This is a genomic window from Brevundimonas sp. FV1ps31S (assembly GCF_058681265.1).
Genome location: NZ_CM178735.1, coordinates 104,678 through 128,740, shown reverse-complemented (window position 1 = coordinate 128,740; position 24,063 = coordinate 104,678). Strand labels below are relative to the sequence as shown.

The following is a 24,063-nucleotide window of genomic DNA, read 5'->3' as shown; positions in this document are numbered from 1 at the left end:
CTCGACGCCTATCCAACGTGAAGACCGAGATCAGCCTCCACATCTTAGCCTACAATATGAAGCGGGTGATGGCGGTGCTCGGAACCAAGCCGCTGATGGAAGCCATCAGAGCCCGAGCAGGAGGCGTCCTGCGCTTCGTCTCCACCTCTGTCCCGCCGTCGCTCAGCAGTTTTTACACGGCCTCAGTCATAAAGAGGCATGATGAGATCCGCCTGACCGTTGTCGTCTTTGACTCATAGGGGATGTTCAGCTCGACCGCTGTTCGGACGGCATTGAGACCTTCGAGCCAGCGGGGTTTTCGGTAGCGCTCCTGGTTTGGTAGACGGATGCTATGATGCCCCCGCGCCGCCCGTATTCGCCAGAAGAAAGGGTTTACGCCGACGCCTGGCTCGGATGGGCGGGAGATGGCGGGTGGCTGAGTTATCACCTCCACCCGCGCGCGCCGAGCCAATTCGGCCGTAGCCTGCTAAGGGCCTTGCAGGACATCGACAGCGCGCTTCCGAATGTGGGGCTTCGTTACGTCACCGAACTCGCTGCCGTTCGGTACGTGGCGACCGCGCTAGATCCGGCGGCTTGGCGCGCAGGTTTCGAACAACTTCTACAGCTTTTCGCCGAGATCTTAGTGATCCGCGCTCTCTGCAATGCGCCATGGCCCGCGGGTCGGGCGCTGGCCTATGAACCCGTCAATCCGACCACGGGACGTCGGCCTGAGATGTCGATCGAGCTGGACGACCAGATCGTGTTGGTCGAGGTCAAATGCCCGGCTCTATTTGATCACCAGCACCGTCGCGCTGCGGTAGACTACCATGTGCCTGCGCGAGGCGTAGCGGGCGACGTGTTGCGCCAGCGGGACGGCGGCCCAGAGCTGGCGTTGCCGAGAGACAATGCGGTGAAGGACTTCCTTTTCAGCGCAGAGAGCAAGTTCCAGGACTTCTCGGCGGACAAACCTGTGAACGGCGTGCTGGTGATTGTCTGGGATGAGCATCTCTACGAGCCGATTTCCGCCTTGCTGCATGCGGAATCAGGGCTATTCACCCCGAACTCCTTCGCGCGGGATGCTGCGAATCAGCCTGTCCGGTTCGATGCGGTGGCCGGGGTCATCGTCATGGAAGGTCTTGGCCGCCTCGGGGCGGGCTCGCAAGAGGCTGGAGCGGGAGGCGGAGGCGGAGGCGACCCGTTTATCGTCGATCCGGTCGGCATGCCCGGTGCCTGGTGCCGCAATCTGCCGGACGCCGTGCTCCACCACCTTATTGCCGAGGCTCTTGCCAGCCGGCCCGTCGAGGATCTGGATCGCTTCGCGCAATTCAGACCTCAGGACTTGATCTTCTGGTTTGATCCAACCGCCCGCTAACGAAGAGTCGACCGCAACACATCGTGAGCACCGCCCTCGCCAAGTTTGCAGGCTCTCATTGAGAGCTCCTAGATGAAGAGGCGATACGGGGATCCTGAGTGAGAAAGGGCGGCCCGTTCGGACCGCCCTTCTGGGAACTTGAAAGTGGGAAGGCCCTACTTGGGCCAGAGCGTGGGTATCACCCATCCGACGATCGCGGCGGCGGTGGCGGCGAACGGGGTGCGCCACATCAGTCTGATCGCCTTCTCAAGTTCGTCGTCCCGCTCGCGGAGGATGGCTGTGTTGAAGGCGAGACGTTCGTCCAGGTCTTCGGCCATCTCGGCATAGATGTCGGCAAGCGGCTTGTCCGCGAGAACGTCAGGTTCGAAGGCCGAGGGCGGATGTCCCCGAGGATGGAACAGTCGGCGGCGGGCGCTGTGAAGCCCCCGCTTGGCGCAAAGCCCGAACAAGACCACCGCCGTCAGGCTGCCCAGCATCACGGGGTAGTTCGGCCCCTTGTCCAGAGTCGCGGCGAAAAGGCCCGCGGCGGCCGCAGCCAGAGCGGCGGCGACGCTGATGATGATCGACGCGCGCGTATCGGCGACGCTGGCGAAAGCATGGAGGTCCTGCATCCGCAGGTCCCCTTGACTATGCATCAGATATCGCAGTTCCCTGCGATCTGTCTTCAACCTCTGCGAGAGTAACATGGCTCCGGTGAAACCTCCTCCTATTGGCCGCGAACATGGCGGGTTTGTTAACGTTCCGCCACCCCCGCCGCCGCCGCCGCCGCCGCCGCCGCCGCCGCCGCCGCCGCCGCCGCGACGACCTTAGGTTTCGCTACGCAGGGGCCGCCACGGCGCGCTTGGCGGCCTTGCGGTCCAAGATGTCGCCCCAAACCGTTTTCATCCGGGCAGCGTGTTTGTAGTGCGGCCCGTCCAGATTCAGCCGGTGGGCATCTTGGCGTCGGGCTTCCGGACATAGAGCGGGATCGGCTTTTCGAGCCGACGCCGGAAACCTGACGTCTGCGGCACGGCGCACAAATTTCCGGCCGTATATTTGTCCCAGCGCGACCGTTCGCTGATGCACCCCTCGCATTTTCGGTTAGACTCGCCTGATGCGGTCCGACCTCGACCATCTTCCCGAACGCCAGCAGCGCGAACTCGAACGCGTTCGCGACCTCCTGCTCGCCGGCTTTGAGGCCGCGAAGAACGGCGGCGGCGGCGGCACCCAGACCTGGCGTCGTGGCGGCCAAGTCTACAAGATCATTCTGTTCGGTTCTTACGCGCGCACCGACTGGGTCGATGAGCCCGAGAACGGCTACCTCTCGGACTTCGACCTGCTGATCGTGGTCAACCACGAGAAGCTGACCAACATCGCCGACTACTGGTGGAACTCCGAGGACCAGATCCTCCGCGACCCCGCCATCGGCCGCACCGTGAACCTGATCGTCCACGACCTCCAGGAGGTGAACGACGCCCTGCGGCGCGGCGAGTACTTCTGGACCGACATCGTCCGCGACGGCATCGCCCTCTACGAAATCCCCGGCCATCCCTTCGCAACGCCGCAGCCGATGACACCGGCTGATGCCTCCGCAACCGCTGACAGGTACTTTGCGAGCAAAATCGCCGATCTCGATCTGTGGCTCCGCGATGCACAGAACCACATCGCCGAGCAGGCGGACGGCCAACATGTTCGGAAGCGAGCTGCCTTCGAACTCCACCAGGCCGTAGAGACGGCCTACGCCTGTTTCCTGCTCGTCCACACCTTCTATTTCCCGCGCTCTCACAACATCAAATTCCTCCGTTCTCTGGCCGAGGACGTGAACACCGCCCTGGTCGAAGCCTGGCCCCGCGAACACCGCTTCGACCGCCGCCGGTTCGAACTGCTGAAGCGCGCCTATGTCGAAGCCCGATACAGCGATCAGTACGACGCCTCGGCCGAGGATCTGGAGTGGCTGATGACCCGCGCACGCCATCTGCGCGATCTCGTCGCCGCCCTCTGCCAGACCCGCATCGCCGAGCTCAAGGCCACGGCCGCTCGCGTTTGACCTGTGGGTTTCCGCGACAGCGGCCGATCACATTCGCTTGAGGGAATGTGAAAATGAAACGCCCTGAACAGCCCTGAAACAACCCTTCCGTGACCGGCCGTTTCGGCGGGATTGACGGCCTGGGGATAAGTGCGTCGCTTGAGGATCTTCACCAAGGAGCACCCTCAATGACCCGTCATTTCCCCCAAGAGACCGAAGACGTTCTGCTGAACCGCAAGGAGGCGTCGCGCGAGCTTGCGACCCTCGGAATCCGCCGCGCGCCCTCCACCCTCGCCAAGATCTTCTGCACCCGATCCGACGGTCCGCCCTGCACCCACCTCGGCCGCACGCCCTATTATCCGAGAAGCAAACTGCACGAATGGGCCCGAAGCCAGCTGACCGGTCTGCGCTCGTCGTCGAGCCAGCCGCGCCGGCAAGGCGGCTGGGCGCAAGATGCGGATCAGTCGCCGCCGCTCTAGAGCTCCAGGCCGAGCCCCTTGCCGCGTTGCGACTGGCCGAAGCGGAAGTCCACCTGCCCGCCCTGCAGCACCCCGGTGAGCGCCTGTCCCCGACAGGCCTCCAGAGCCGGCCGCCACGGCGCCAGGGTCACGGCGGTCTTGCTCTCGATCACCGCATAGGTCCGACCGCCCATATGGGCCCGGTCCAGATAGACGCCGGAGAACCTCTGCCCCTCCTGGGCCCTGATCAACGGCTTGCCGGTCTGACCGAGTCGCTCCATCTGGCTCTCCAGCTCCAGGGCCCAGAGCTGCTGTCTTTCCCCTTCGCCGAGCCCCATCGGCGCCCCTGAGCCGATGCCCCAGCTTTTCAGCACCGCCGCCCGTTGAAGCCCGAGCGCCTTCGCCTCGTCGGCCAGCGCTCCCGCCTCGGGTCCCTTGGCCATCCCGCCCGCGACCTTGTCCAGCCAGGTCACGCCTCTGGCCTGCGGCTGTACTTCCAACGGCCGGACATCCAGCACCCGCACCTCCAGATCCACCGCGCCATGACGCGCCTGGTCCGCTGCTGAGGCCTTGGCCAGATAGTCCTCCGCAATGGCGAACCGGCCGTCGCCCAAGGCCCGACACGCCCGCTCGCGGCTCATGGCCTCCAGCCGCCGCACATGCCGCTCGATGAAGGCCGGGCTGTCGTCCAGTCGCGCGGCCTGGTGGTCCGCTGCCGAATAGACCCCGCCGCGCTCGCCCGCGATCTCGCCGATCGTCCGATCCGAGGCTCGCTCCGGCCGCGCCTTGCCACGCACCTCGACGATCGCTCGCTCGGGCACCCGGTCCAGAATCAAGGCGCTGTCCAGCGACGGCAGCCGCACATGGCCGAACCGTCCATCCATCGTCTCCATCACCAGGGCCTGGGGTCCGCTCCCATAGGGACCGATAGGCTGGACTCCGGCATATGCGCCGACCACGGTCTCGCCCGCCTTGATCTCCAACGGTTGAAGCCGCTCCACCTCTCCGCCCCATCGGCCGCCCCAGATCGCCTTGGCCGCCGCCGCGTCCCTCGCCTCGCGCTCGCCGACCCGTTGCAGGGTCTCACGGAGATCGGCGGGGACGGTCCATCGGCCCGGCCCCTCGCGCTCGACCCAGCCTCGCGTTTCCAGATGGACGAGCCGTCGTAGCGCGTCGGTTCGCTGCGCTTCCGGCAAGCTGTCCAGGCTCAGCCGCCCGTCCCGGACCTCGCCGATTAAGGTCTGATCCAGACGGGTGAATCGGTCCGCCGTCAAATCCCGCTCTGACGCCGCCCGCTCTTGCCTCGACCCGAGGATCTCGGTCGCCAGTTCTTGGGATCGCTGACGTAGCCCGTGGCTGACGTACTCGCGCGGCAGGACCAGATCCCGGCCGTCGTCACGCTTGCCCCGCAGCAGGATATGAAGATGCGGTCTGCCGGTGTCGTAGTGCTCTCCCGCCACCCATTCGAGCGGCGTGCCCATGTCGGTCTCCACCTGCTCCATGAACCGGCGCGTGAAGGTCTTGAGGTCTGGCAGATCACGCCCGTCCTCCGGATTGACGATGATGCGGAAGTGATGCCGGTCTCCCTCACAACGCCGCACGAAGCCGGACGCGTCCACCGCATCCTCGCGCGCATCAAAGAATCGACCCGGCTCGCCCTCCGCGCCAGCCCCCTCGCGGGCCACATAACGGACATGGGTCATCAGCGCCTTCTTCGCGCCCGGCGTCATCGGCACGACCCGCACCTTGACCATCACCCGCCGCATCCCGCCCGCCGCCGAACGCACCGGCCGGACGCGCTGAACCGAACCCTTCGAGGAGAAGTGTCGCGCTCTCGCACGCGGGGGCATCGACGGCGTCGCCCGGCTGACCAGACGCCCGACGGTCCAGGTCGGCGGCGCCTCCCGCCGCGCCGTCATCGGCGGCTTGAAGCCGTAGTCTTCAGGATCGCGCGGTTCGGTCATGGCGGGCTCCAGCGCCCCCGAAACCCTTCGCCTTCACCGATGTACCCGGCCGGCGATGTCCAAGGATCGCAGGCCGGATTTTATCTTGCCCTCTTAATCGGGCTCTTCTCTTTCTTCTTCGGCATGACCGTCTTCCTTTCTCTGATGGTCTCCAGTGTACTCCGATGGACGAGTAGACGCGAGAATCGACGCTTTGAGGTTGGATCCGTGTTTCTTGGGAGAAGTCGAGGCGCGCCGTGCACTCTTCCGGGCTCATCGACGGCGGGCTTGGGACCGTCTGAGCGGTCGTCGAGCCGTCGAGGCACATGCTGCTATCGGACTCGCGGGGCATCGTCACAGGCACTCGAGCGTGGTCCTGGATCACTCCGGCCACAGGCAAGATATCGTGCTTCCCGCATTCCATGGTCTGCGCCCTTTCTCTCCGCCGAAGCGGATCTCCTTGCGTTCAGGCGGCCGCAGCCGCGTCGCGTATGGGGATGATCCCGGTCATGCACAGGCTCCGAGAAGCTTGCGGTCCTTGGCCGAGGTCGTGGTCGTGGAGGTGCTGTCGGCAGGTCGGTCGAGGTACTCGGTGCCGTCGCGCCACATGGCGTGCATGATCACCGCGAGCTTGCGGGCGACCGCCACGACCGCCTTCTTGTGGCAGCGTTTGGCGAGCTTCATGCCCCAGGTCTTGAGCGCCGTCGTGCCCTTGAAGCGCGTCAGCATGGCGCTGGCGGCCTCGTAGAGCGCGCGTCGAACATCGGGGTCGCCGGCCTTGCTGATGCGGCCCTGGATGTCGATCGACGAGCCGGACTGCCAACGTTTGGACGTCAGTCCGAAGTAGGCGGCGACGTTGCGCGAGCGGCGGAACCGGGCCGGATCGTCGATCGCCGTGACGAAGGTCAGGGCGGTGATCGGCCCTACGCCGGGGATCGCCATAAGCCGTCGGCACAGGGCGTCCTGAGCGACGATCTTGACCACCAGATCGTGCAGTTTGAGGTACTGTTTCCACAGCGCGGCGCGGGCTTCGAGCATGCAGTCCATCAACTCGGCGGTCAGCGGATCGTCGGCCGACGCCGTGCGCACCGCCGCATCGAAGCCGCCGCGACCGACCTTGTTCAACCGCACGCCGAAGCTCTTCAACGAGTGGCGGATGGTGTTCTCCAGATCGAGGAACTTGCGCTTCAGGTTACGGCGCTGGATCAGCAACAGCCGCAGCCGGTAGGCCTGGTCGGTCTTCACATGGGCCTGGCGGAACCAGCCGGTGCGCATCAGATGGGCCAGGCCCAGCGCGTCGGCGGCGTCGGTCTTGTTGCGCTGGGCCGCCATTGTCGCGCGGACATGGCGGGTTTCCAGACAGACCACCGGCACGCCCAGGGCCTTCAGACCGGGCTGAAGCCACGGCGACAACGAACCCGCCTCGTGCCCGACGCGGCGCAAAGTCCGCGCGAACGGCGCCAGCACCGTCGCGATCGCTTCGGGATCGGTAAGAACGGAGCAGCGCATCAGCACCGTCCCCTCGGTATCGACGACGCACACCGCCGTCTCCTCCATCGACACGTCCAGACCGGCAAAATGCTCCACGGCTGATCTCCTCCTGCGCAGGGCGGGACGAGGGACTTCGCCCGCTGGCGGGAGTTTGGCGCCGCGACCGGGCCGCTGAAACCCGGCCGCCACTGGTGGATCGCCGAGCCCGAATACGGCGGCAGTCTCCCCTGTCGCTGAGCGCGTCGATTCCCGTGGTTGCTCGTGATGGCTCTGACCGTCCGGGCGACCAACGCAAAAAGGTCGGCTTCAGACGTTTCATCCGGATTGCACAACCAACCGCAGCAAGCGACGGCCAGCGCGATTCTCGAATTCGGATTTTGCGGGCGCTCCCTCCGAATTCTCGAAAATTAACGGAACGGGAAGTGGTTTCGAATATTTCTTTCGTTGCGATTATTTCGAATATCGTCTATTTTCCGAAGCCACCGGAGAGACCCAATATGACTATGCCAGCCTTCGCCGAGGAGCTCGGCGACCGGCTGCCGTCCGCCAACGAAAGGGCGGCGGCCAATCAACTGCGCCAGATCCTGGCCGCGCAGGCCACCAGTGACACGGATCAACGGCTTCGCGTTCTGGACGAGACCGGCAAGCCCGCCGAGATCATCCTGGCGCCGGCCCTGTCGCGGCTTTTAATGGAGCTGCTTCGGCACGTCGGAAAGGGCGACGCCGTAACCCTGGTCCCTGTCAGCCAAATGCTGACCACCCAGCAGGCCGCCGACATTCTGAACGTGTCGCGGCCGTTCTTCGTGTCCCTGTTGGAAAAGGGGGCCATCGAGCATGTGACTGTGGGTCGGCATCGCCGGGTCAAGGCGGAGAACCTGTTCGCCTACAAGAAGGCGCGCGACGCTCAACGAAGCGCCGCACTTTCCGAACTGGCTGAAATGGATGCGGAGCATCTCTAGGCCATGTTCGCCAACCGCTTCACAGCGCTGATAGACGCCTGTGCGCTTGCCGGCGCTCTGAAGCGGAACCTCCTCCTGACCTTGGCGGAGGCGGAGTTTTTCCGCATCCGCTGGTCTGACAAGATCCTCGACGAGACCGAAACCGCCATCGAAGGCATCCTGCGCGACAAGGGGGTTGAGGACGCGACGGCGCGCGCGGCCCGCGCCCGAAAAGCCATGGTCACAGCCTTTGAAGAGGCCTGCGTCGGCGATTTCACGGGCATGATGGGGGCTGTGGCGGGCCTGCCCGACGAGAATGATCGCCACGTCGTCGCGGCTGCGCTTAAGACCAGCGCCGCCGTCATTGTCACGGACAACCTCAAGGACTTCCCGGAGGCGGTCCTGACGCCACTCAACCTCGAAGCCCGAAGCGCCGACGCCTTTATCGCGGACACGATAGCGCTCGACCCTGGACGGGCCGTCGCCGCCATTCGCAAAATGCGAACAAGGTTGAAAAGGCCTGAAAAGACGGCCGACACCCTGCTTCTCGACATGGAAGCCGCAGGCCTTACCGAAACCGTAGACGCGCTTAAGCCGCACGTCCTTTCGCTCTGACACGCGCCAGCGTCGCGAAGGCTCTGGCAATCCAGTTAGCCGCGAGACGCCAGATTACGATACGGCTCGCCCCGGTCTCCTGCCTCGGCCCGGGTCAACACCCGAGTCTCGCTGGCGGCGCCGATGGCGACCTTGATGTCCCGGATGCGGACGCCGTCCACGATGGTCTGAGGCCTGCCCGTCTGCATCGCCGATAGGCTGTTGATCCAGTCGTCAATCTGGATTTCGATCAGTCCGGGCGCCTTGTCGGCATTGTCACCGGCCGCAGCCAACATTGCGTCCAAGGTGTCGTTCAGGTCGTCAGTCGTCATGCCGTCGACCTGTAGGGCGAGTCGGTCAGGGCGTCGCCGGTGCGCCGTACGGAATGGCGCTGGCCGCGATCACGCGGTTTAGACTATCCCAGCGACCCGCCCGCATAACGCCACGACAATCAGTAGGCCGGTGAGGGCCCCGACGATCTTCAGTTTAGCGACTGCCTGTTGAAAGTGGGTGGGCGGAACATACTGCAGCTTGGTGAAGTCTTAGGGCCGATAGGGCTGGGCGTGAGCTTCATCGTCTTCTCCGGGCCAATCCTGGGGTTCAGTCATGGATGATCTCCAGCGCCCCATCCGGCAGCGCCCGCTGAAGGGCCTGGGCCTCCGACCACGGTGCCGTCATCCAGGCGTCGAATTCTTCAGGTCGAGTCAGGATCACCGGCATGGCCTTGGGGTGAACCGACTTCACCGGCTCGCTGGGGTCGGTCGTCAGGAAGGCGAAGACGTCGATGGTCTCCATGCCGGTCCTGATCTTGCGGACTGTTTGATCCCACGTTTTGATGGTGTGATCCTTTCCACGGAAGGGAAGGAGGCACGATCGAACAGGTTCGTCATGGGAACGCCGCGACCACCTCGCCGACTTTATGGCCGCCTACAACCTCGCTCGCAGGCTCAACACCCTCAACGGCCTCACACCCTACGAATACATCGCCAAAATCTGGACTTCAGAGCCAGAGCGATTCATCCTCGATCCGATCCTCCAGATGCCGGGGCTGAACACCTAGAACGCACTGCCGATGAAGATGCCGATGCTCGCATTGTCGTCCTCGGTCGTCGGGCGATCGTCGTCCGTCTGAAGCTTGAAGCGCACTCCGCCACGCAGGCGTCCGTCGCCGTCCGGCAAGGCGTAGATCGTGCCTTCGACGCCCCAGACATCGCCCTCGAAGTCGTAGGCGGTTCTCACCCGGGCGCTAAGGTCGAAGCCCGCCAATGAGCCGAGGCCGCCTTTGCGGAGCTCGCCGAAAACTTTCGAGATCCGCTCCAGATCAGGCGCAGCGAAGGAGCCGGTGAAACATTCCTGGGGGCCCATTGCCGGGGCCGGTTGGCAGAGGGTGCGTGACGTGGCCGGTTCGTAGGCCTCTTCGTATTCCACGCCCACCCCGGCGTACCAGCCCGTCGCCCACTGCGCCGTACCCTGGTAGGAGCCGCCGATCTGGGCCGACAGACTGAAGGGCGTCTGGCGATCCTCGGCTTCGACCAGGGTCAGAGGTTCTCGGAACTTGTACTCTTTCGAACCCAGGCTCCCGGAGGCGGAGAAGGCCCCGACAAAATGGTTCGGCGGGACGACCAGACCGAGCGCGGCCCGGTCCGCCAAGTTCGTCACATAGGGCAAAAGCTTCTCGGCCATGGCGCTTTCGCATACGTCTTCCGATCCGCGTTGCGCCCGGCACAAAGCAGCCGCCGCAGCCATTATGGGAAAGAATCTGACTGGATCGTAGGTGTTGGTAACCCGCTCGGTCCAGACCAGCGTATATTCGAGGGTCACCGAGGACACATTGGCCAAGCCGTCGTCCGTGACGAAGTCGGCGCTGACCTCGTCATCGCCGAGCGGCGTTGTCACCTTGGCCGTCACTGTATTGAAGAACAGGGTCGAGCTGCGCGAGTCGTCCCAGCTGCGGGTCAGGCTCAAGCTCGCATCGGTCTTGTCGGTCGAGGCTTCGACGTTGAAGAATGCGGCGATCCCATCCAGACGCGATCCCAACGGCGGGCCCGCCAAGCCGCGTGCATCGCTTTCGATGGCCGCGTCGTCGACCTGAAATGCCGAAGCAGGGGTCGCTGTGGCCGCGGCGAGGACTACCGTGGCGAGCCAGGGAAGGGTTACGGCCTTCATAGGGTTTTGACCTGTCTGTCGAGGACTGTGCCGTCGCGCTTGAACTCGATCTTGAACTCGGGCTCGAGCACCCGCGACCCGACCTTGAGGATCAGTTCGACGGTGCCCTTGTAGGCGCCCATCGCCTGGCAGGAGAGGATGAACTTCGTCACTTCGACAGGGAAATCATATTCGCCCTTGTTGTTGGTCAGCTCCACCAGGTCATTGGTGATCAGCTCGTCGATCACATAGGAGATGAAAACGAAGCCCGAGGCTGTCGGGCCAGCGTCCTTGAATTTGCGTTCAATCTTGACCTTCGTCACCGCTGCCCCCCCGAGACGCCCGCCTCAAAGACCATTGTTTCGTGAAATCGCTTACATGGCAAGGCTGAATTCAACCTAGGGTCAGGCCCCATTGATGCGCTCGATATGAGTCAGGCTCTGTAAGGAGACTGGATATGAGCGACCCTGTTGGCTAACGGACGAGCAGATGGCGCGGCTGCGACCGCACTGCCCCAAGAGCCACGGCAGGGCTCGTGTGGATGATCAGCGGGTGCTGAGCGGGATCATCTTCGTCAATCGCAACGGTTTGCGATGGCGTGACGCGCTGCGGTCTACGGGTCGACAAGACGCTGTACAATCGCTGGAAGCGTTGGAGCGAGGCGGGTGCCTTCATCAGGATGATGGAGGACCTGTCCGGTGGCAACGCCGAACGCCGCACCGCGTGAAGATCGACACGACCTATCTGAAGGCACACCGCACGGCTTCAAGCTTGGGTAAAAAGGGGTGTCGGGCGATTCATCGGGCGCACCAAGGGGAGGCATGAACACCAAGCTGCACGCCGTGACCGATGCGAATGGGCACCCGATCAGCCCCTTCATGACGGCAGAGGCCAGGTCAGCGACTACACCGGTGCGGCGGCCCTGTTGGACAGCCTGCCCAAGACGCAAGGGCTGCCGGGCGACCGGGGCTATGACGCTGACAGGTTCAGAGACGCCTTGCAGGCCAAGGACATCACCCCCTGCATCCCCGGTTGGAAATCCAGGACCGCGGCGATCCGTCACGACAAGCGCCGCTAAAAATCGACCCATTTTGCCGTGCCCCGCCTCAACCCAAAGCCCAACTCGATAACAGCGCTACATCAATGAGATTGGCGCAGAGGCGAACGCCAAGCGGGCTGATGTTGGTCCGCCGAGAACGCGTTTACAAAAAGCCGTCGATGCAGGGGCTCGACGCCAAAAGCGCCTTGACCTCAAGGCCGCACATGAAGAACACTGATACGCACGACCCGATCGTGGGGAGCAACTGGGAGGGGCGAGTTGTCCATGCGTTCCCTTTACTTAGGCCCCGCCGGTCGGCTTGTCCGCTTTTGGCTAGCATCGGTCCTGATCGCTTGTGCTTTTCAGCTCGTGTTTCTCGCGGGACGTGACCGCCCACTCTTCAGCCAGATCGACTCCGGTGAAGCGACCACCGATCTGTTCCTGCGCGTGCGGTCGCTGGGTCCGCTGCCGCCGGCTCCGGAAGTCGTCATCGTGGATTTCGATGAAACAGCGTCTCGTTGGGCCGGCTGGCCGCTCGTAACGCCGCGGCCGGCGATCGTTCGAGCGATCGACCAAGCGGTGATCGAACGGGCGCGTTTCATCGTGATCGATATCGACGTTAGCCGGTCGCAAGACGAAGCCGAGTTGGACGTGGTGAGAGGCGCGCTGGACCGGGCGGAAGCGGCGAATGTGCCCGTTCTGCTGGTACGTGAGCTGTTCGATGGCCGCACCCTGCCGACGTCCCTTCTCGACAGCACAGTGCTGCCTTCCCGCAACCTTCGCTATGTCTCTTCCGCCTTCGCCGAAGAGCCTGATCAGGTCATTCGGCGCATAGCTCCGTCCGCCGCATTTTGTCGTGGTGAGACCCATGGCGTCCTGCCCGGAGTGCACGTTTACGGGGCCGCGATACTGAACGACGGACGAGACGGGCTGAATGCCGTCGACCGCTCGCGCTCTGAGAGGGCCTCTTGCGCCGAAGGTGCCGGCCATCCCCCCTTGGCGGTCACCTTGAACGGAGAGACGGAGCGCTACGCCGCCGACCGGGCTTCGACCCGCGTGGACTTCAGAAAGGCCTGGAGGCAGGACCCCGCCATCGTGCGGCTCGCCGGAAGCGCCTTTCTCTCGTCCGGAGATGTGACCCATCGGGTCATGGGGGGAAGGCCTGTGATGATCGGCTCGTCCGGTGCCACGTCCCGCGATGAATGGAGGACGCCGATCGGACCTTCGCCTGGCGTCGCCATCGCGGCGATGGCGATCCAGCAATGGTCGGTCGGTCGGATCGTGCGTGACGCCCCGATTGTCCAGTCCCTCTTGACTGCGATTCTGGTCACCACCGCGACTTTCGGCTTCTGGCTCTGGATTCGGGCTGTCTGGCCAGGGTTCAACGGCGAGCTCGCCAACGAAGGCGTCAAGTTGCTGGTGACGGGTTTCTGGACCCTGCTGGCCTGGTTGCTCCTGAGCGGCTCTGCGGTCCTGGCCGTCGTCGCTCCACAGTACCTGATGTCGATATTCTTCATTCTGGCAGCCCAACGAGAGAGACATTTCTCGGCCAGCGGAGCCTCCAGCGCATGACCACACGACGCACCGCCCTCGCTGCCGCGACAGCGGCAATCCTTCTCCCCCGCCTCGCGCGTGCGCAGACGCGCTCGGAGGCCCAGATCATTCATCTCGGGCAGCCGCGCGGCCGCGCCCGCATCAGCCGACGGGGACGCATTGTTCACGGCGGGCTGCTCGAGCCGCTATTCGATGGGGACACCGTCGCAGCGCCCCCCGGCTGCGCGGTGGCGATCGAATATGGCAGCGGCCTCGTCATTGAGCTGAGGCCCGGCCAAAGCCACAGGGTCAGGCGAGAGGCCGGTCGCAGCGGCTTCTGGTCTCTCGAGACGTTCGGGCTGGCCTTGACCGACATTTTCGACACCACGCGGCACGGCGTCGGCCTGTCCCCCGGGGCGCTTCGGCTCGATACGCCTGGCCTGCGCGCCGGCCGGGCCAAGGTAGTCGAAGGCTCGCGCCGGCTCACCATGACCTGGAGCGGCGGCACGCCTCCATATCGCCTCGAGGTCATCCACGAGTCCGGGACGCCCGTCTGGCGTGCGTCCGATCTCAGCGCTCCCCCGGCAAGCAGCAATGATCCCGTCAGCCTTGTTCCTGGATCCTACCGCCTTGATATCGTCGATGCGCAAGGCTCGACCGCGGAGGGCGCTTTCACCGTCGTCGGAGCCAGCACACTGCCCGTTTTCACCGAGCCTGCCGGAATGGGGCCTGTCGCCCGCGGCGTTATCGTCGCCCGGACGATCGGCCTCGCCGACCCGCAGATCTGGGGTTTCGAGGCGCGCCTGCGTCTCGCCGACATTGATCGCCTAGTCCCGGATCGCTTCGCCTTGGTGCGAACCGCCGACGCCGAAATCATCGCAGTCGGAAGGCTGACGGAATGACACGCTTTACCTGGATCGTCGCGCTGATGATCGTTATCGTCGGCTGCGCCGCAGCCCCACGCGCCTGGTCCCAGACTCTGAGCCCCGAAGACGATGCCTTCCTAGAGGCGATCAGCGCGACCGAGCCGACCGAAAGTCCTGCGCTTGGGTCGATGGAAGGGATGCCTTTCGAAATCGCGGCGCGATGGCGGGCTCGTCTGGAGACGATCCGTGCGTCCGGCGTCCGCGATGCGGTTCGCATCGCGGCGGGGTACTTCATGGTGGCCAGCGCGTCGGCGATCGGCGGCGACCTACCGAACGCCATGAGCGATCTAGATATTTCCTACCAAGTCGCCGGTCAGTCGAATACGCCCGAGGCTCTCACGATCCGAGCCCGGAGCGGGCTGATGCTGTGCGCGCTGTTCGCCGGTCAGGGACAGAATGCGAAGGCGATCGATTCCTGTCTCAAGGCATCCGCAGATGCGCGGGCGGCGAACGATTCCGGCCTTGCCACGGCCGCCGATGGAGCACTCAGACAACTTCAAAGCCAGGGTGTCAGTTCGGTCTCGCCGCCTACGCCGACGACGCCGAGTTCCAATGGAATCGCCCAGTCCTACGAGAGCCTCGCCGGCCTTTTTCCCGACTCCACGATCCAGACCTATTTCCAAGCCGCTGCAGCCTATTCAGAGGGTGACTTTGAGCGGGCCGACAGATTGGGCGCGGAGTTCAGGCGTGACACTGCGGATATGTTCGACCCGGCCGGCCCCTTGGTCAGCGAGCTCACGTCCGCGCCGCCAGAAGCTCTCGAGGTCATCGGTCCGTTCTGGCGAATGATCCTTGCGGGGCGGCTGACCCTTGCCGCCGCCTCCGCGACATCGACGTCCGATCCTGCGGAGAGCTTGAGAAGGCTGCGGGGGTTCAAGGACGAATGGTCCGCCCTGATCCAGCCGGGAGCATTCTTCGACGCGCCGCCCCTGGACATCCGCAGGGATCCAAACACATCAGCCATGCTGATCGGCGCATTCGCGGGCGCAGCCTATATCGCGGCCGCCTACGATGATCGCGACTTGGCTTTGGCGTTCAGCGGGTTCTACAAGGGGGTTCACGACGTCATGCCAGTCTCGGAGGCCGCGCAGGGTAGCGCCGTGCTCGCGCAACTCCAGATCGCCATCGTGCATGGCCTCTTCGTTAGTGAGACCCAAGGCCTCGAAGAGATCGCCGATCTATTTGACCTGGTGGACACGACACTTCGTTCTGACGAGTCAGTTCTCAATGCATCAGGCTTGGCCACGCGCGACAGCCCTGCGCAGATATACGGCTACGCGCTGAAGAGCATGATCGGCATCGCCGCCGATGAGCCCGAGCGCGCGCCTCAGGCGTTCATCGCCGCACAGTGGCTAAGATCGAGCGCGGCCGGCCATGCGCTTAAGGAAGCTGCGTTGCGCCGGGTGGCGACCCAACCCGGTGCCGCAGCTCTTCTAACGCGTCGTCAATCGGCCTCAACGGAGCTTTCTCAAGCCGCTGCGTCCGGCGGGGCGTTCAGCGACCCGGGACGGATCGTGAGCTTGCGCGGGGAGCTCGCCCAAGTGGAAGCGGAACTCGAAGCCGCGATCCCCGACTTTCGCATCCTGTCCGCCCCGACACCCGCGCGCCTACAAGACATCCAGTCCGTGCTGAGGGCTCGGGAAGCCCTCGTTGTCTTCGCAGAAGGCATTTCGCTCAACGCCATCCTGATCCGATCCCAGGGTCCGGCGCAGGTCATCCCTCTGGACATCACGGCCGCGGAGGCAGGGGCGGCGACTGCCAGCCTTCGCGGATCGCTGGAGTATCGAGACGGCGAAGCGCTTCCCCCTTTTGATCTGCGCGCTTCTCACATCCTCTACGGGAAGGTGTTCGCTCCGATCGAACGGCGCCTCAACGGCGTCGATCACCTCTTTATCGTTCCCGACGGATCGCTCGAATCCCTGCCCTTCTCGGTCCTGGTGACGCGAGAGGCTCCGCTCCGGGGAAGCGCCCTGGATCGCTATCGAAGGACTCGTTGGCTAGGGACTGAGCGCGCCATCAGCATGCTTCCGGACGTCGCCTCGCTGCTGACGGTTCGCGGACGCGACCGTTCGACGGACTACCCTTCGCCCCTCATTGGATTTGGCGACCCAACGCTTGGCCCGCCTTCACCCTCCGGCTCCTTGTCCGGGGCTGCGATCGATGTACGAACGCTTCCGTCAGTTCCGGAAATGGGTGAGCTCCTGCGGACCCTCCACGGCCGGTTTGGCGGCACGGTCGTCACAGGAGAGGCCGCGAGCGAGCGAGCGGTCCGGGAGGCGGGGCGCGCAGGAGCCTTCGAGACGGCCCGCATCGTGGTGTTCGCAACCCACGGCCTGCCGGGCGAGGGCGATATCGAGCCAGCCCTGGCCTTCACGCCGTCTCCCGGCCAGGCGGATCCTGAGGACGACGGCCGGCTGACCGCCAGCGACATCGTCGATCTCCGGTTCGGCGCGCAATGGATCATCCTGGCGGCCTGCGACACCGGAGGCGCCGACCGCCCGAACGGCCGCCCGTTGTCAGGCCTGGCGCGAGGGTTCTTCCTCGGCGGCGCGACGAGCCTTCTCGTGTCTCAATGGCGTGTCGAAGCCACCTCCGCCAGAAACATCGTAGAAGCCGCGGTCATCGCACAGGGCTCTGGCGCGTCCCGGGCCGTCGGCTTGAGAGACGCCATGCGTGACTTGATCCGGACGAGCGCCGAGACCGGCTATTCTCATCCGGTGTTTTGGGCGCCGTTCATGGTTAGCGGCGACGGCGGGTGATCCAAGGAGCGCCTGCGCTTCACAGCATTGCAGGGCCCCGCGTCGCGCCGTCAGCAGACCAGAAGCCCAGAAGCCCCCAACCGACGACATTCGATAGTTCAGTCGTCATCATCAGCGCCCAGCGTTGGCAGCGCAGTTCACTTCAGCCGGACGGGACCACGGCGCGCGGCGGCTGTCGAGTCAGGTGATAGTGGGTAGAGCTGTAGGGTGAGGTGAACAGCATCACCGTGTCTTCCTCGAACCCGGGGCAACCGTAGCGCCGACAGCGCGCCCAGCGGTTCCACAGCGTTACTAGAGACACCGACAGGCGGGCGACGGTGTCCAGATCGACCCAGCAGTCCCGATGACAGCGCGGGCAGCGGGCGCTGATGACCCAGCGGTCGCGCCGTAGCTGGCTCACGGTCATGTGACGGGAGACGCTGAGGTGGGGCCCCAGGGTCCGGTTCTCGGGCTTGAAGTAACCCATTCATCGCCGCTCGCGCTCCAGGGCCAGGCGGTGATCGTGCTCTGATACCCGGAAACGGCCGACACCCAGCGCCAGCGCCTGGGCAACCAGACGGGCGTTCTCGGCCGGCGGTGGATAGGTGACGTTCGATCCGGCTGCCAACGTCAGCGGCAGGCTGGGGTTTGGCAAATCTCTGGCAAGTTCATCGAGCTCGGCAGCAGACAGCGGCTCTGACATCTCAATCTCCGGCAGCGCCAACCAACCCAGAGACCGCACTTTTACTCCGAGCGGATCGGAACACAACAAGAACATATAGACTGTTTGTGGATACCCCCAGGGAGAGTGGGAGGTGGCTTACACCCATGCAGTCCACCTCTTCGCGCGATATCGGAGGGTGTCACTGACGGCGATCGAAGCAATGAGGCCTCTCTAGCCGCCGCCCTTGCACCATCGGCAGCTAGCCGATTGGCACTCGAGGACCGCCTCAACGCGGCACGGATATGCCCTGATTATTGCTTATGATAGATTGGATTTTCTGCATCTTGGGTCCCATGCGGGTCCCAGAGCCCCAGCCTAACCGGAGCAACGACAGCAAGTGTTTGAAAATATGGCGCGCCGCCGTGGATGATTCTGAGAACTATTCCACGCTCGTAGGATGGGCAGATTGAAGCGTCATTTTTCGGCGCGAACAGAGCCGTCGAGCTACTTGGGAGCCGGTCGCGATGAAACTCGCCCTTTTGGTCGGTGGGCCAAGAAGACAGCGGGGAAGCCGGTTATCCGGCCTCTGGTTTCTGGTCCGGCGCGCCCTTCGATTTGCGGAGCTCGGCGGCCAGGGCATCCCTGACTTCAGGCAAGGAGTCGCATTTCGCAGCCGCAATCCAGTCCGCCGTTTCGGCTCCGGCAGCGCCGATACGCTCAAGGGCGACAGAAAGGCGAACGCATTCTGCGCGCACGAGCGTGGCGACATCGTCAGGCATGCATACGATCGCGCCGCGAGACCATTGATCACCAAATCGGCTGTCCCCAGTCCGCCCGACGCCCCGAAGGAAATTCAGCGCGCTCTCGACTCCGCCGTCGTCTTCAAGTTCGACGGCGTCCATGAAGGGTTCGACCGCGAGGGCGTAGTGCCGGAGCTTCAACTCCAAGCTTCGTGACGAACTGCTTTAACGGTGAAATCTTCTTCAGCCTGGTCGGAGCCCAGACGATCATCAAGGCCAGGAGACGTCACTTCAACGCCATCCGCCCCCACAGTGCGCTGAAATACTGACCGCCGGTGCCGGAGGCTGTCCTCCTTCGCAGCGGACCACCGTGTCGTGACGAGCACGCCAGCGCTTGAAGGAGCGCGCTCGCCCAACCCAAACATGGCGTAAAATACGCCCATGCACCAACATTGAAACCGGATCACCCAATGGGGGGCAGCCGATTTAACCTGACAGCACCGCCACTCGACCGTCGTCAATCCCAGACCGATGGACGTGGAAAGCCTGGCTGCTGCAGCTTAACCGGATGTCCGCGACACCGGGGCAGCTCATACAGTTTCTTCATATCCAGACTCCTCAGGAGCCTGAAATCAGACCAACGTCTCACATGCTTGGGGCATGAGCCTAACTCGGCCCACTTCTGGCCGGCTGTTGTCCTGATGTCTATGGAGCAAGGGCCACGAGATTTGTCAGCAAATAACAAAACCGCGGTTGATCAAGTGATGGCTAGGCTGTTAGCAATAAAGTAGCATATTGGCTTGCGGGGGCGAATTGTGATGGCTGATATAGGAAAAATTGCGGCTCGCTGCGGCCTCGGCGCAGCCAGCATTTTATATTTGGCGGTTGGGGCTGCTGTTGTCCCGGGCTCATTTTCTTCGAATGCGGTGGCTCAAAGCCGAGTCCAATGCGACGAGGCTGGCGGCGGGTCGCGTCGATCTTCTGGCGGTTTAGCCGGCCTGTTAGGCTCTGCGGCCGGTGACTGGGCGGATAGCCAACTACGTTCGAGAGGATTGTCTTCCTCTACCCGTCGACAAGCGCGCAATTTTGTTAGCGGGTCAATTGCTTGCATGCTCACCCCCCAGGAACAAGCGGCTGCTACTGAGGCTACTACACGCGCTTTGGATGGTGGGGTGGGGTCAACGGAGACGTGGACCAGCACCGATCGACCTGGGGTCTCGGGCAGTAGTGCTGTGACGGGCGAACGCGTAAACGCCGATGGGTTGAGGTGTAGGGCCGTCACCACTGTCGCAATTTCCGATGGAGAAGAAGTAAGCGAAGCGCAGATTTACTGCTTGAGCAGTGACCGTCGCTGGGTCCGTCAGCAGGCATGATCAGAAGTATTCTTTTAGCGATATTCTTTTGTCTCCTAAGTCGGGGGGCGGTAATTGCCCAGTCATGGCCAAACTGTCCTAATTTGCCTGAGAATCAGTTTCCTGAAACTGACAGAACAGAGTATAGAATCAACTACGTGGGCGGTCAAAAGATCTTGTTTGTTGAGGGCGGTATCGATGCGACTGCGTCTTCACGATTGGACGCGTTCATAAGACTTAATATGCCTATTGACGAAATATGGTTTAACTCTCCCGGCGGCGTGGCCGTAGAAGGCACTCGAATGGGAACTATAATACGTCGATGGGGGCTGCCTACCCGTGTGCCGTCCGGGTATTGGTGTGTTAGCGCGTGCAATTTTGCTTTCCTGGGCGGCCCTATAAGAAGTATTGAATCGGGAGGACAATACGCGGTTCATATGTTCACTAGGACTCAATCCGATATCGAGTCCGGTCGAACGGCGACGGCAATCCGCGAGCGCGGCCTAGCGGGTCTCAGAGATAGACTGGCGAACTATGAGGAGTCATCCGCCTTGCTTGCGACTGAGCAAAACAATTTTCTTATTCAAATGGGCGTTTCTCGTCGGCTATTAAGTGAAATCATGTATCAGCAGCCTGCTGCTGGAGTTAGGTGTCTATCAAGATCAGAAATGGTCGAATACAACGTTGTCAATTTCTAGGATCAAAACCCAATTGACCTGCCCCCGCTGGCCCAGCGATCATAATGGGAGTCCACAGGCTTCATAGCTGATCTTGGGCTCCGGTGGGAGCGGCCGGGCGGCGCAGCTATTCACGTCGCGCAGACCGGCCGCGTGGTTCAGCCGCACGGTCTCCGGCGCGAGGCCACCATGGGCGGAGTGCGGTCGGACGTAGTTGTAGTCGTGCCGCCACCGGTCGATCACGGTCCGGGCTTCCGCCAGGGTCGTGAACACCTCCTCGTTCAGGCACTCGTCCCGGAACTTGCCGTTGAAGCTTTCGACGAAGCCGTTCTACTGGAGCTTGCTGGGATCGATGTAGTGCCAGCCGACTCCGGTCCGGTTGGCACATTCCAGCATCGCCCGTGATGTCATCTCCGTGCCATTGTCGCTGACGATCAGCGCCGGCTTGCCACGCCGGGCGATCAGCGCATCCAGCTCGCGCGCCATGCGTCGGCCGCCGATCGAGCGCTGTCTCCGGTTCAAATCGAGCGGACAGGTCTTCTGATCTTAGCCCAAGGGATGCCTGGCCGATGGTCGGGTAAGCAAGGCGGAAATGGCTACGAGGCCAGAAGTGTCGAACATACGGTCGCTTGTCTACAGTGCAAGCGAGCGCATCTTTCCGATGGCACGGTTGTGCTCCATTCGATCTTCGAGACCGCGAATCCCAAGATCGAAGACCGACAGAGCTACCCAACTGCACGAAGCGGCTCGATACGTTCAAGAGCCTCGCGATTAGCGATCGCATCGCGCGACAGATCATGCTGCGCCTGCAGATTCATCCAGAACTCCGGTGAGGTCCCGAAGACCTTCGCCAGCCGCAGCGCCGTGTCGGCCGTCACGGCCCGCTGCTCCCGAACGAGCTGTTCGATCCGGCTGCGATCCTTGAGCCCCATGGCGCGCGCCAGGCCTCCCGCCGAGAGCTTGTAGGCCGGCAGATAGTCTTCCCGCAGAATCTCCCCCGGATGGGCCAGAGGCGTGGCGAAGGTCGTATAGTCACGAACGGTCATGACGGTCTCCAGGCTCTCGCCGGCGGGGTGAATGAGAGGCCCTGACCTCCCGGTTGGTCTCAGTGGTAGTCGACGAACTCCACGTTTTGCGGACCGGATGCGCCCCAAACGAAGCAAATCCGGAATTGGTCGTTCACGCTGATCGACCACTGCCCTTCACGATTGTCGGTCAGCTGGTGGAGCCGGTTTCCCGGCGGATCTCTGAGGTCGGTCACGTCTGTCGCCGCATCCAGCACCTGGAGCTTTCGCCGCGCGCGCCTCAAGAGGTCGGCCGGAAAGCCTTTCGGGCTCGCCCCCAGAAACACCGCCTCAGTATGGCGATCTTTGAACGACTGAATCATCCTCCACGTCCATTGACGCTGGCGACCATGTAGCGCCAAACGCTACGCCCTGCAATCATTTTGTAGCGTTTGGCACTACACATGATCCGCGCCCTCGGCGGGTCGTCGCAGCAGCGCCTCAGCGACATTCCGACTGATGCGGTCGGCGGCCGCACGGATCGGGTCGTCGGCCAGGTGGGCGTATCGGCTGGTGGTCACGACATGGGCATGCCCAAGCAGCTTGCCGATCAAGGGCAAACCCTCCCCGGACGCCAGACCCGCGCTCGCGAAGCTGTGGCGCAGATCGTGGATGCGGACATCGTCGAGCCCCGCCTTTTTGCGAATACAGACCCAGGCCCAGTCCAGATTGGCGACCGGCTGATCCGGCCGACGACGGTCGGGAAACAGATAGACGCTCCCGTTAGGCTTGAGCGCCGCGACCAGTTCCAGGGCGGCAATCCCGAGCCGAATGATCTTGGGCCCGGTCTTCGAATCCCGAAGGCGGAGCAGGCCGCGCTCCAGATCCAGCTCCGACCATCTCAGACGCGCGATCTCGTTCTTGCGCGCACCGGTCAGCGCCAGCAGCCGCAAGATCGCGATATGCCGAGGGTCGCCGCCGTCCTTTTCCAGCTCGGAGAGGACATCCCCCAAACGCCCGAGTTCGGCCGGCGACAGGAAGCGATCCCTTCGATTGTCCCGATAGCGTTTCACGCCTCGAACGGGGCTCTGCGCGATGAAGCCATACTCGACCGCGAAGTTGAAGATGCCGCCCAACAGTCCGACCGTTCGCGCGGCGGCGCCCTTGCCGCCCCGCGTATGAGGCGTCGCGTCCTTGCGGATATTGCCGTTGCCCACGTCGATCATCAGGCGCTGGATATCGCTTCGCGCGACATCGGTGACCTTCATGTTCCCGATCCGGGGATTGATGTGCCGCTTGATCCGTATTCGGTCGATGTGGAGCGTCGTCGCCTTCTTGGTCGCCGTGCCCTCGGCCATATAGAGCTCGCACAGCTCCCGGACCGTCATCTCCGCGCGCCGCTCGGCCTTCGCGCCCTGCGGATCACCGCCCATGGCCGCCCGCGCAAGAGCCTTGCGCGCCTCCTCGCGCGCCTCCTCCGTCGTCAGAACGCCATGGGTCGCCAGCGTAAGCATGCGCTTTGCGCCGCCGATCGTGCGGTATCTCACGATGTAGGTTTTTCGACCCTCCGGGGTGACCCGAACGCCGAACCCTTTCAACTCGATATCCCACGCAAAATACCGCTCTGGGCCCACCACCAGGGCATCTACGGCCCGTTTGATCAATTTCGTGGTCACCGTATGGTCACCAGACATTTCGCCTCCGTCCCGCCACAGCGGGTTTTGAACGCCCATTTTGGTGACCACATGGTCACCACTTGGGAGCAAATCGGAGGATAAAGCGGTCATCCCGGGCAATCGCCCTTTGCCCAGTTTACGCCATCAAAACAGGCACTTGGGCATCAACGGGAAACATCGGGAAACCCTAGGGTTCCAGCTCGATGTCCCAGTACAGGTAGTCGAGCCAACTCTGGTGCAGATAATGCGGCGGGAACCGCCGGCCCGCCTCCTGAAGCTGCCAGGCGTTCGGGCGATAGGGTTCGCGGCGGATCGGCATCATGGCCTGGCGCGGGGTGCGGCCGCCCTTGGTCAGATTGCAGGGCCCGCAGGCGGCGACGATATTCTCCCAGGTCGTCCGGCCGCCGTGCGAACGCGGGATGACATGATCGAAGGTCAGTTCGGTCGATTCCCCGCAGTACTGGCAGGCGAAGCCGTCGCGCAGGAAGACGTTGAAGCGGGTGAAGGCGGGGCTGCGATCCTGATCGACATAGGTCTTCAGCGCGATGACGCTGGGCAGTTGCATCTCCATCGACGGAGAGCGGACCACCTTGTCATACAGCGACACCACGTCCACCCGGTCCTGATAGACCGCCTTGACCGCCTCCTCCCACGGCCAGAGCGACAGGGGATAATAGGACAGCGGCCGGAAGTCCGCATTCAGGACAAGCGCGGGAAAACCCGACGGCGGTCGGTGAAGGACCTGCATCAGGCCCTCTCGCTCGCGGCGGGGGTTATTGAGGCGACAGG

At 63.5% G+C, this 24,063-nt stretch carries 22 protein-coding genes and 5 pseudogenes; 13 read left to right on the top strand and 14 right to left on the bottom strand.

Annotated features, from left to right (window positions below; genetic code table 11):
- Positions 1-2 precede the first annotated feature (2 nt).
- Positions 3-113, top strand: a pseudogene (locus ACVPT3_RS00645) (hypothetical protein); the annotation flags it as partial.
- Positions 114-475: 362 nt separating this feature from the next.
- The gene (locus ACVPT3_RS00640; protein ID WP_492042311.1) at positions 476-1,351 is read left to right on the top strand and encodes a hypothetical protein; all 876 of its coding nucleotides are present in this window, start codon (positions 476-478) and stop codon (positions 1,349-1,351) included.
- A 155-nt stretch (positions 1,352-1,506) separates the two neighbouring features.
- On the opposite strand, the gene ACVPT3_RS00635 is transcribed toward ACVPT3_RS00640, so the two are convergent.
- Positions 1,507-1,962 carry a hypothetical protein gene (locus ACVPT3_RS00635; RefSeq protein ID WP_492042310.1) on the bottom strand — a complete coding sequence of 152 codons (456 nt, stop codon included), beginning with the start codon at positions 1,960-1,962 and terminating at the stop codon, positions 1,507-1,509.
- Between the two features lie 482 nt (positions 1,963-2,444).
- Between ACVPT3_RS00635 and ACVPT3_RS00630 the strand changes: the two genes are divergently transcribed.
- Together ACVPT3_RS00630 and ACVPT3_RS00625 are read left to right on the top strand one after the other, a co-directional pair.
- On the top strand, positions 2,445-3,377 hold the full coding sequence (locus ACVPT3_RS00630; RefSeq protein WP_492042309.1) for a HEPN domain-containing protein: 933 nt from the start codon (positions 2,445-2,447) through the stop codon (positions 3,375-3,377).
- A gap of 167 nt (positions 3,378-3,544) precedes the next feature.
- Positions 3,545-3,835: a hypothetical protein gene (locus tag ACVPT3_RS00625; RefSeq protein WP_492042308.1), complete on the top strand. Its 291-nt coding sequence runs from the start codon at positions 3,545-3,547 to the stop codon at positions 3,833-3,835.
- On the opposite strand, the gene ACVPT3_RS00620 is transcribed toward ACVPT3_RS00625, so the two are convergent.
- Entirely contained in the window at positions 3,832-5,778 is a 1,947-nt protein-coding gene (locus ACVPT3_RS00620) for a DUF3363 domain-containing protein (protein WP_492042307.1), read from the bottom strand. The two genes, ACVPT3_RS00625 and ACVPT3_RS00620, sit on opposite strands and share 4 nt — an antisense overlap.
- A 486-nt stretch (positions 5,779-6,264) precedes the next feature.
- Positions 6,265-7,344, bottom strand: coding sequence for an IS110 family RNA-guided transposase (locus tag ACVPT3_RS00615; RefSeq protein ID WP_492040729.1), 1,080 nt, complete (start codon positions 7,342-7,344; stop codon positions 6,265-6,267).
- Positions 7,345-7,745: 401 nt separating this feature from the next.
- Between ACVPT3_RS00615 and ACVPT3_RS00610 the strand changes: the two genes are divergently transcribed.
- On the top strand, positions 7,746-8,207 hold the full coding sequence (locus tag ACVPT3_RS00610; RefSeq protein WP_492042306.1) for an excisionase family DNA-binding protein: 462 nt from the start codon (positions 7,746-7,748) through the stop codon (positions 8,205-8,207).
- A 3-nt stretch (positions 8,208-8,210) separates the two neighbouring features.
- On the top strand, positions 8,211-8,801 hold the full coding sequence (locus ACVPT3_RS00605; RefSeq protein WP_492042305.1) for a PIN domain-containing protein: 591 nt from the start codon (positions 8,211-8,213) through the stop codon (positions 8,799-8,801).
- Positions 8,802-8,836: 35 nt separating this feature from the next.
- Here the strand turns inward: ACVPT3_RS00605 and ACVPT3_RS00600 are convergent, their stop codons facing one another.
- Together ACVPT3_RS00600 and ACVPT3_RS00595 are read right to left on the bottom strand one after the other, a co-directional pair.
- Positions 8,837-9,112 carry a hypothetical protein gene (locus ACVPT3_RS00600; protein WP_492042304.1) on the bottom strand — a complete coding sequence of 92 codons (276 nt, stop codon included), beginning with the start codon at positions 9,110-9,112 and terminating at the stop codon, positions 8,837-8,839.
- Positions 9,113-9,380: 268 nt separating this feature from the next.
- Complete coding sequence (locus tag ACVPT3_RS00595) at positions 9,381-9,575, bottom strand: hypothetical protein (RefSeq protein ID WP_492042303.1); 195 nt, start codon at positions 9,573-9,575, stop codon at positions 9,381-9,383.
- Positions 9,576-9,678: 103 nt separating this feature from the next.
- Between ACVPT3_RS00595 and ACVPT3_RS00590 the strand changes: the two are divergent.
- A pseudogene (locus ACVPT3_RS00590) lies at positions 9,679-9,840 on the top strand (IS481 family transposase); the annotation flags it as partial.
- Here the strand turns inward: ACVPT3_RS00590 and ACVPT3_RS00585 are convergent.
- Entirely contained in the window at positions 9,837-10,946 is a 1,110-nt protein-coding gene (locus ACVPT3_RS00585) for a hypothetical protein (protein WP_492042302.1), read from the bottom strand. The pseudogene ACVPT3_RS00590 and the gene ACVPT3_RS00585 sit on opposite strands and share 4 nt — an antisense overlap.
- Complete coding sequence (locus ACVPT3_RS00580; RefSeq protein ID WP_492042301.1) at positions 10,943-11,248, bottom strand: hypothetical protein; 306 nt, start codon at positions 11,246-11,248, stop codon at positions 10,943-10,945. Before ACVPT3_RS00580 ends, ACVPT3_RS00585 begins: the two co-directional genes overlap by 4 nt.
- A gap of 166 nt (positions 11,249-11,414) precedes the next feature.
- Between ACVPT3_RS00580 and ACVPT3_RS00575 the strand changes: the two are divergent.
- The 4 genes and pseudogenes from ACVPT3_RS00575 to ACVPT3_RS00560 form a co-directional block, all read left to right on the top strand.
- A pseudogene (locus tag ACVPT3_RS00575) lies at positions 11,415-12,000 on the top strand (IS5 family transposase); the annotation flags it as partial.
- A 249-nt stretch (positions 12,001-12,249) separates the two neighbouring features.
- Complete coding sequence (locus tag ACVPT3_RS00570; protein WP_492042300.1) at positions 12,250-13,536, top strand: CHASE2 domain-containing protein; 1,287 nt, start codon at positions 12,250-12,252, stop codon at positions 13,534-13,536.
- Positions 13,533-14,399 carry a hypothetical protein gene (locus ACVPT3_RS00565; RefSeq protein WP_492042299.1) on the top strand — a complete coding sequence of 289 codons (867 nt, stop codon included), beginning with the start codon at positions 13,533-13,535 and terminating at the stop codon, positions 14,397-14,399. Before ACVPT3_RS00570 ends, ACVPT3_RS00565 begins: the two co-directional genes overlap by 4 nt.
- Positions 14,396-17,182 carry a CHAT domain-containing protein gene (locus ACVPT3_RS00560; RefSeq protein ID WP_492042298.1) on the top strand — a complete coding sequence of 929 codons (2,787 nt, stop codon included), beginning with the start codon at positions 14,396-14,398 and terminating at the stop codon, positions 17,180-17,182. Before ACVPT3_RS00565 ends, ACVPT3_RS00560 begins: the two co-directional genes overlap by 4 nt.
- A 142-nt stretch (positions 17,183-17,324) precedes the next feature.
- On the opposite strand, the gene ACVPT3_RS00555 is transcribed toward ACVPT3_RS00560, so the two are convergent.
- Together ACVPT3_RS00555 and ACVPT3_RS00550 are read right to left on the bottom strand one after the other, a co-directional pair.
- Positions 17,325-17,648, bottom strand: a complete 324-nt coding sequence (locus tag ACVPT3_RS00555) for a hypothetical protein (RefSeq protein WP_492042297.1) — start codon at positions 17,646-17,648, stop codon at positions 17,325-17,327.
- Positions 17,649-17,864, bottom strand: coding sequence for a hypothetical protein (locus tag ACVPT3_RS00550; RefSeq protein ID WP_492042296.1), 216 nt, complete (start codon positions 17,862-17,864; stop codon positions 17,649-17,651).
- 485 nt (positions 17,865-18,349) lie between these two features.
- Here ACVPT3_RS00550 and ACVPT3_RS00545 point away from each other — a divergent pair, with 485 nt between their 5' ends.
- Both ACVPT3_RS00545 and ACVPT3_RS00540 read left to right on the top strand, forming a co-directional pair.
- Complete coding sequence (locus tag ACVPT3_RS00545; protein WP_492042295.1) at positions 18,350-18,781, top strand: hypothetical protein; 432 nt, start codon at positions 18,350-18,352, stop codon at positions 18,779-18,781.
- Positions 18,753-18,997 (top strand): annotated as a pseudogene (locus ACVPT3_RS00540) (integrase core domain-containing protein); the annotation flags it as partial. The gene ACVPT3_RS00545 and the pseudogene ACVPT3_RS00540, both read left to right, overlap by 29 nt.
- 1,657 nt (positions 18,998-20,654) lie before the next feature.
- On the opposite strand, the pseudogene ACVPT3_RS00535 reads toward ACVPT3_RS00540, so the two are convergent.
- From ACVPT3_RS00535 to ACVPT3_RS00515, 5 genes and pseudogenes are all read right to left on the bottom strand, one after another.
- Positions 20,655-21,098: pseudogene (locus ACVPT3_RS00535) on the bottom strand (integrase core domain-containing protein); the annotation flags it as partial.
- 221 nt (positions 21,099-21,319) lie between these two features.
- Positions 21,320-21,640 carry a HigA family addiction module antitoxin gene (locus ACVPT3_RS00530; protein WP_492042294.1) on the bottom strand — a complete coding sequence of 107 codons (321 nt, stop codon included), beginning with the start codon at positions 21,638-21,640 and terminating at the stop codon, positions 21,320-21,322.
- Between the two features lie 59 nt (positions 21,641-21,699).
- Complete coding sequence (locus ACVPT3_RS00525) at positions 21,700-21,981, bottom strand: type II toxin-antitoxin system RelE/ParE family toxin (RefSeq protein WP_492042293.1); 282 nt, start codon at positions 21,979-21,981, stop codon at positions 21,700-21,702.
- A gap of 75 nt (positions 21,982-22,056) precedes the next feature.
- Entirely contained in the window at positions 22,057-23,385 is a 1,329-nt protein-coding gene (locus ACVPT3_RS00520; RefSeq protein WP_492042292.1) for a tyrosine-type recombinase/integrase, read from the bottom strand.
- A 76-nt stretch (positions 23,386-23,461) separates the two neighbouring features.
- Positions 23,462-24,022: an HNH endonuclease gene (locus ACVPT3_RS00515; RefSeq protein WP_492042291.1), complete on the bottom strand. Its 561-nt coding sequence runs from the start codon at positions 24,020-24,022 to the stop codon at positions 23,462-23,464.
- Positions 24,023-24,063: the final 41 nt, after the last annotated feature.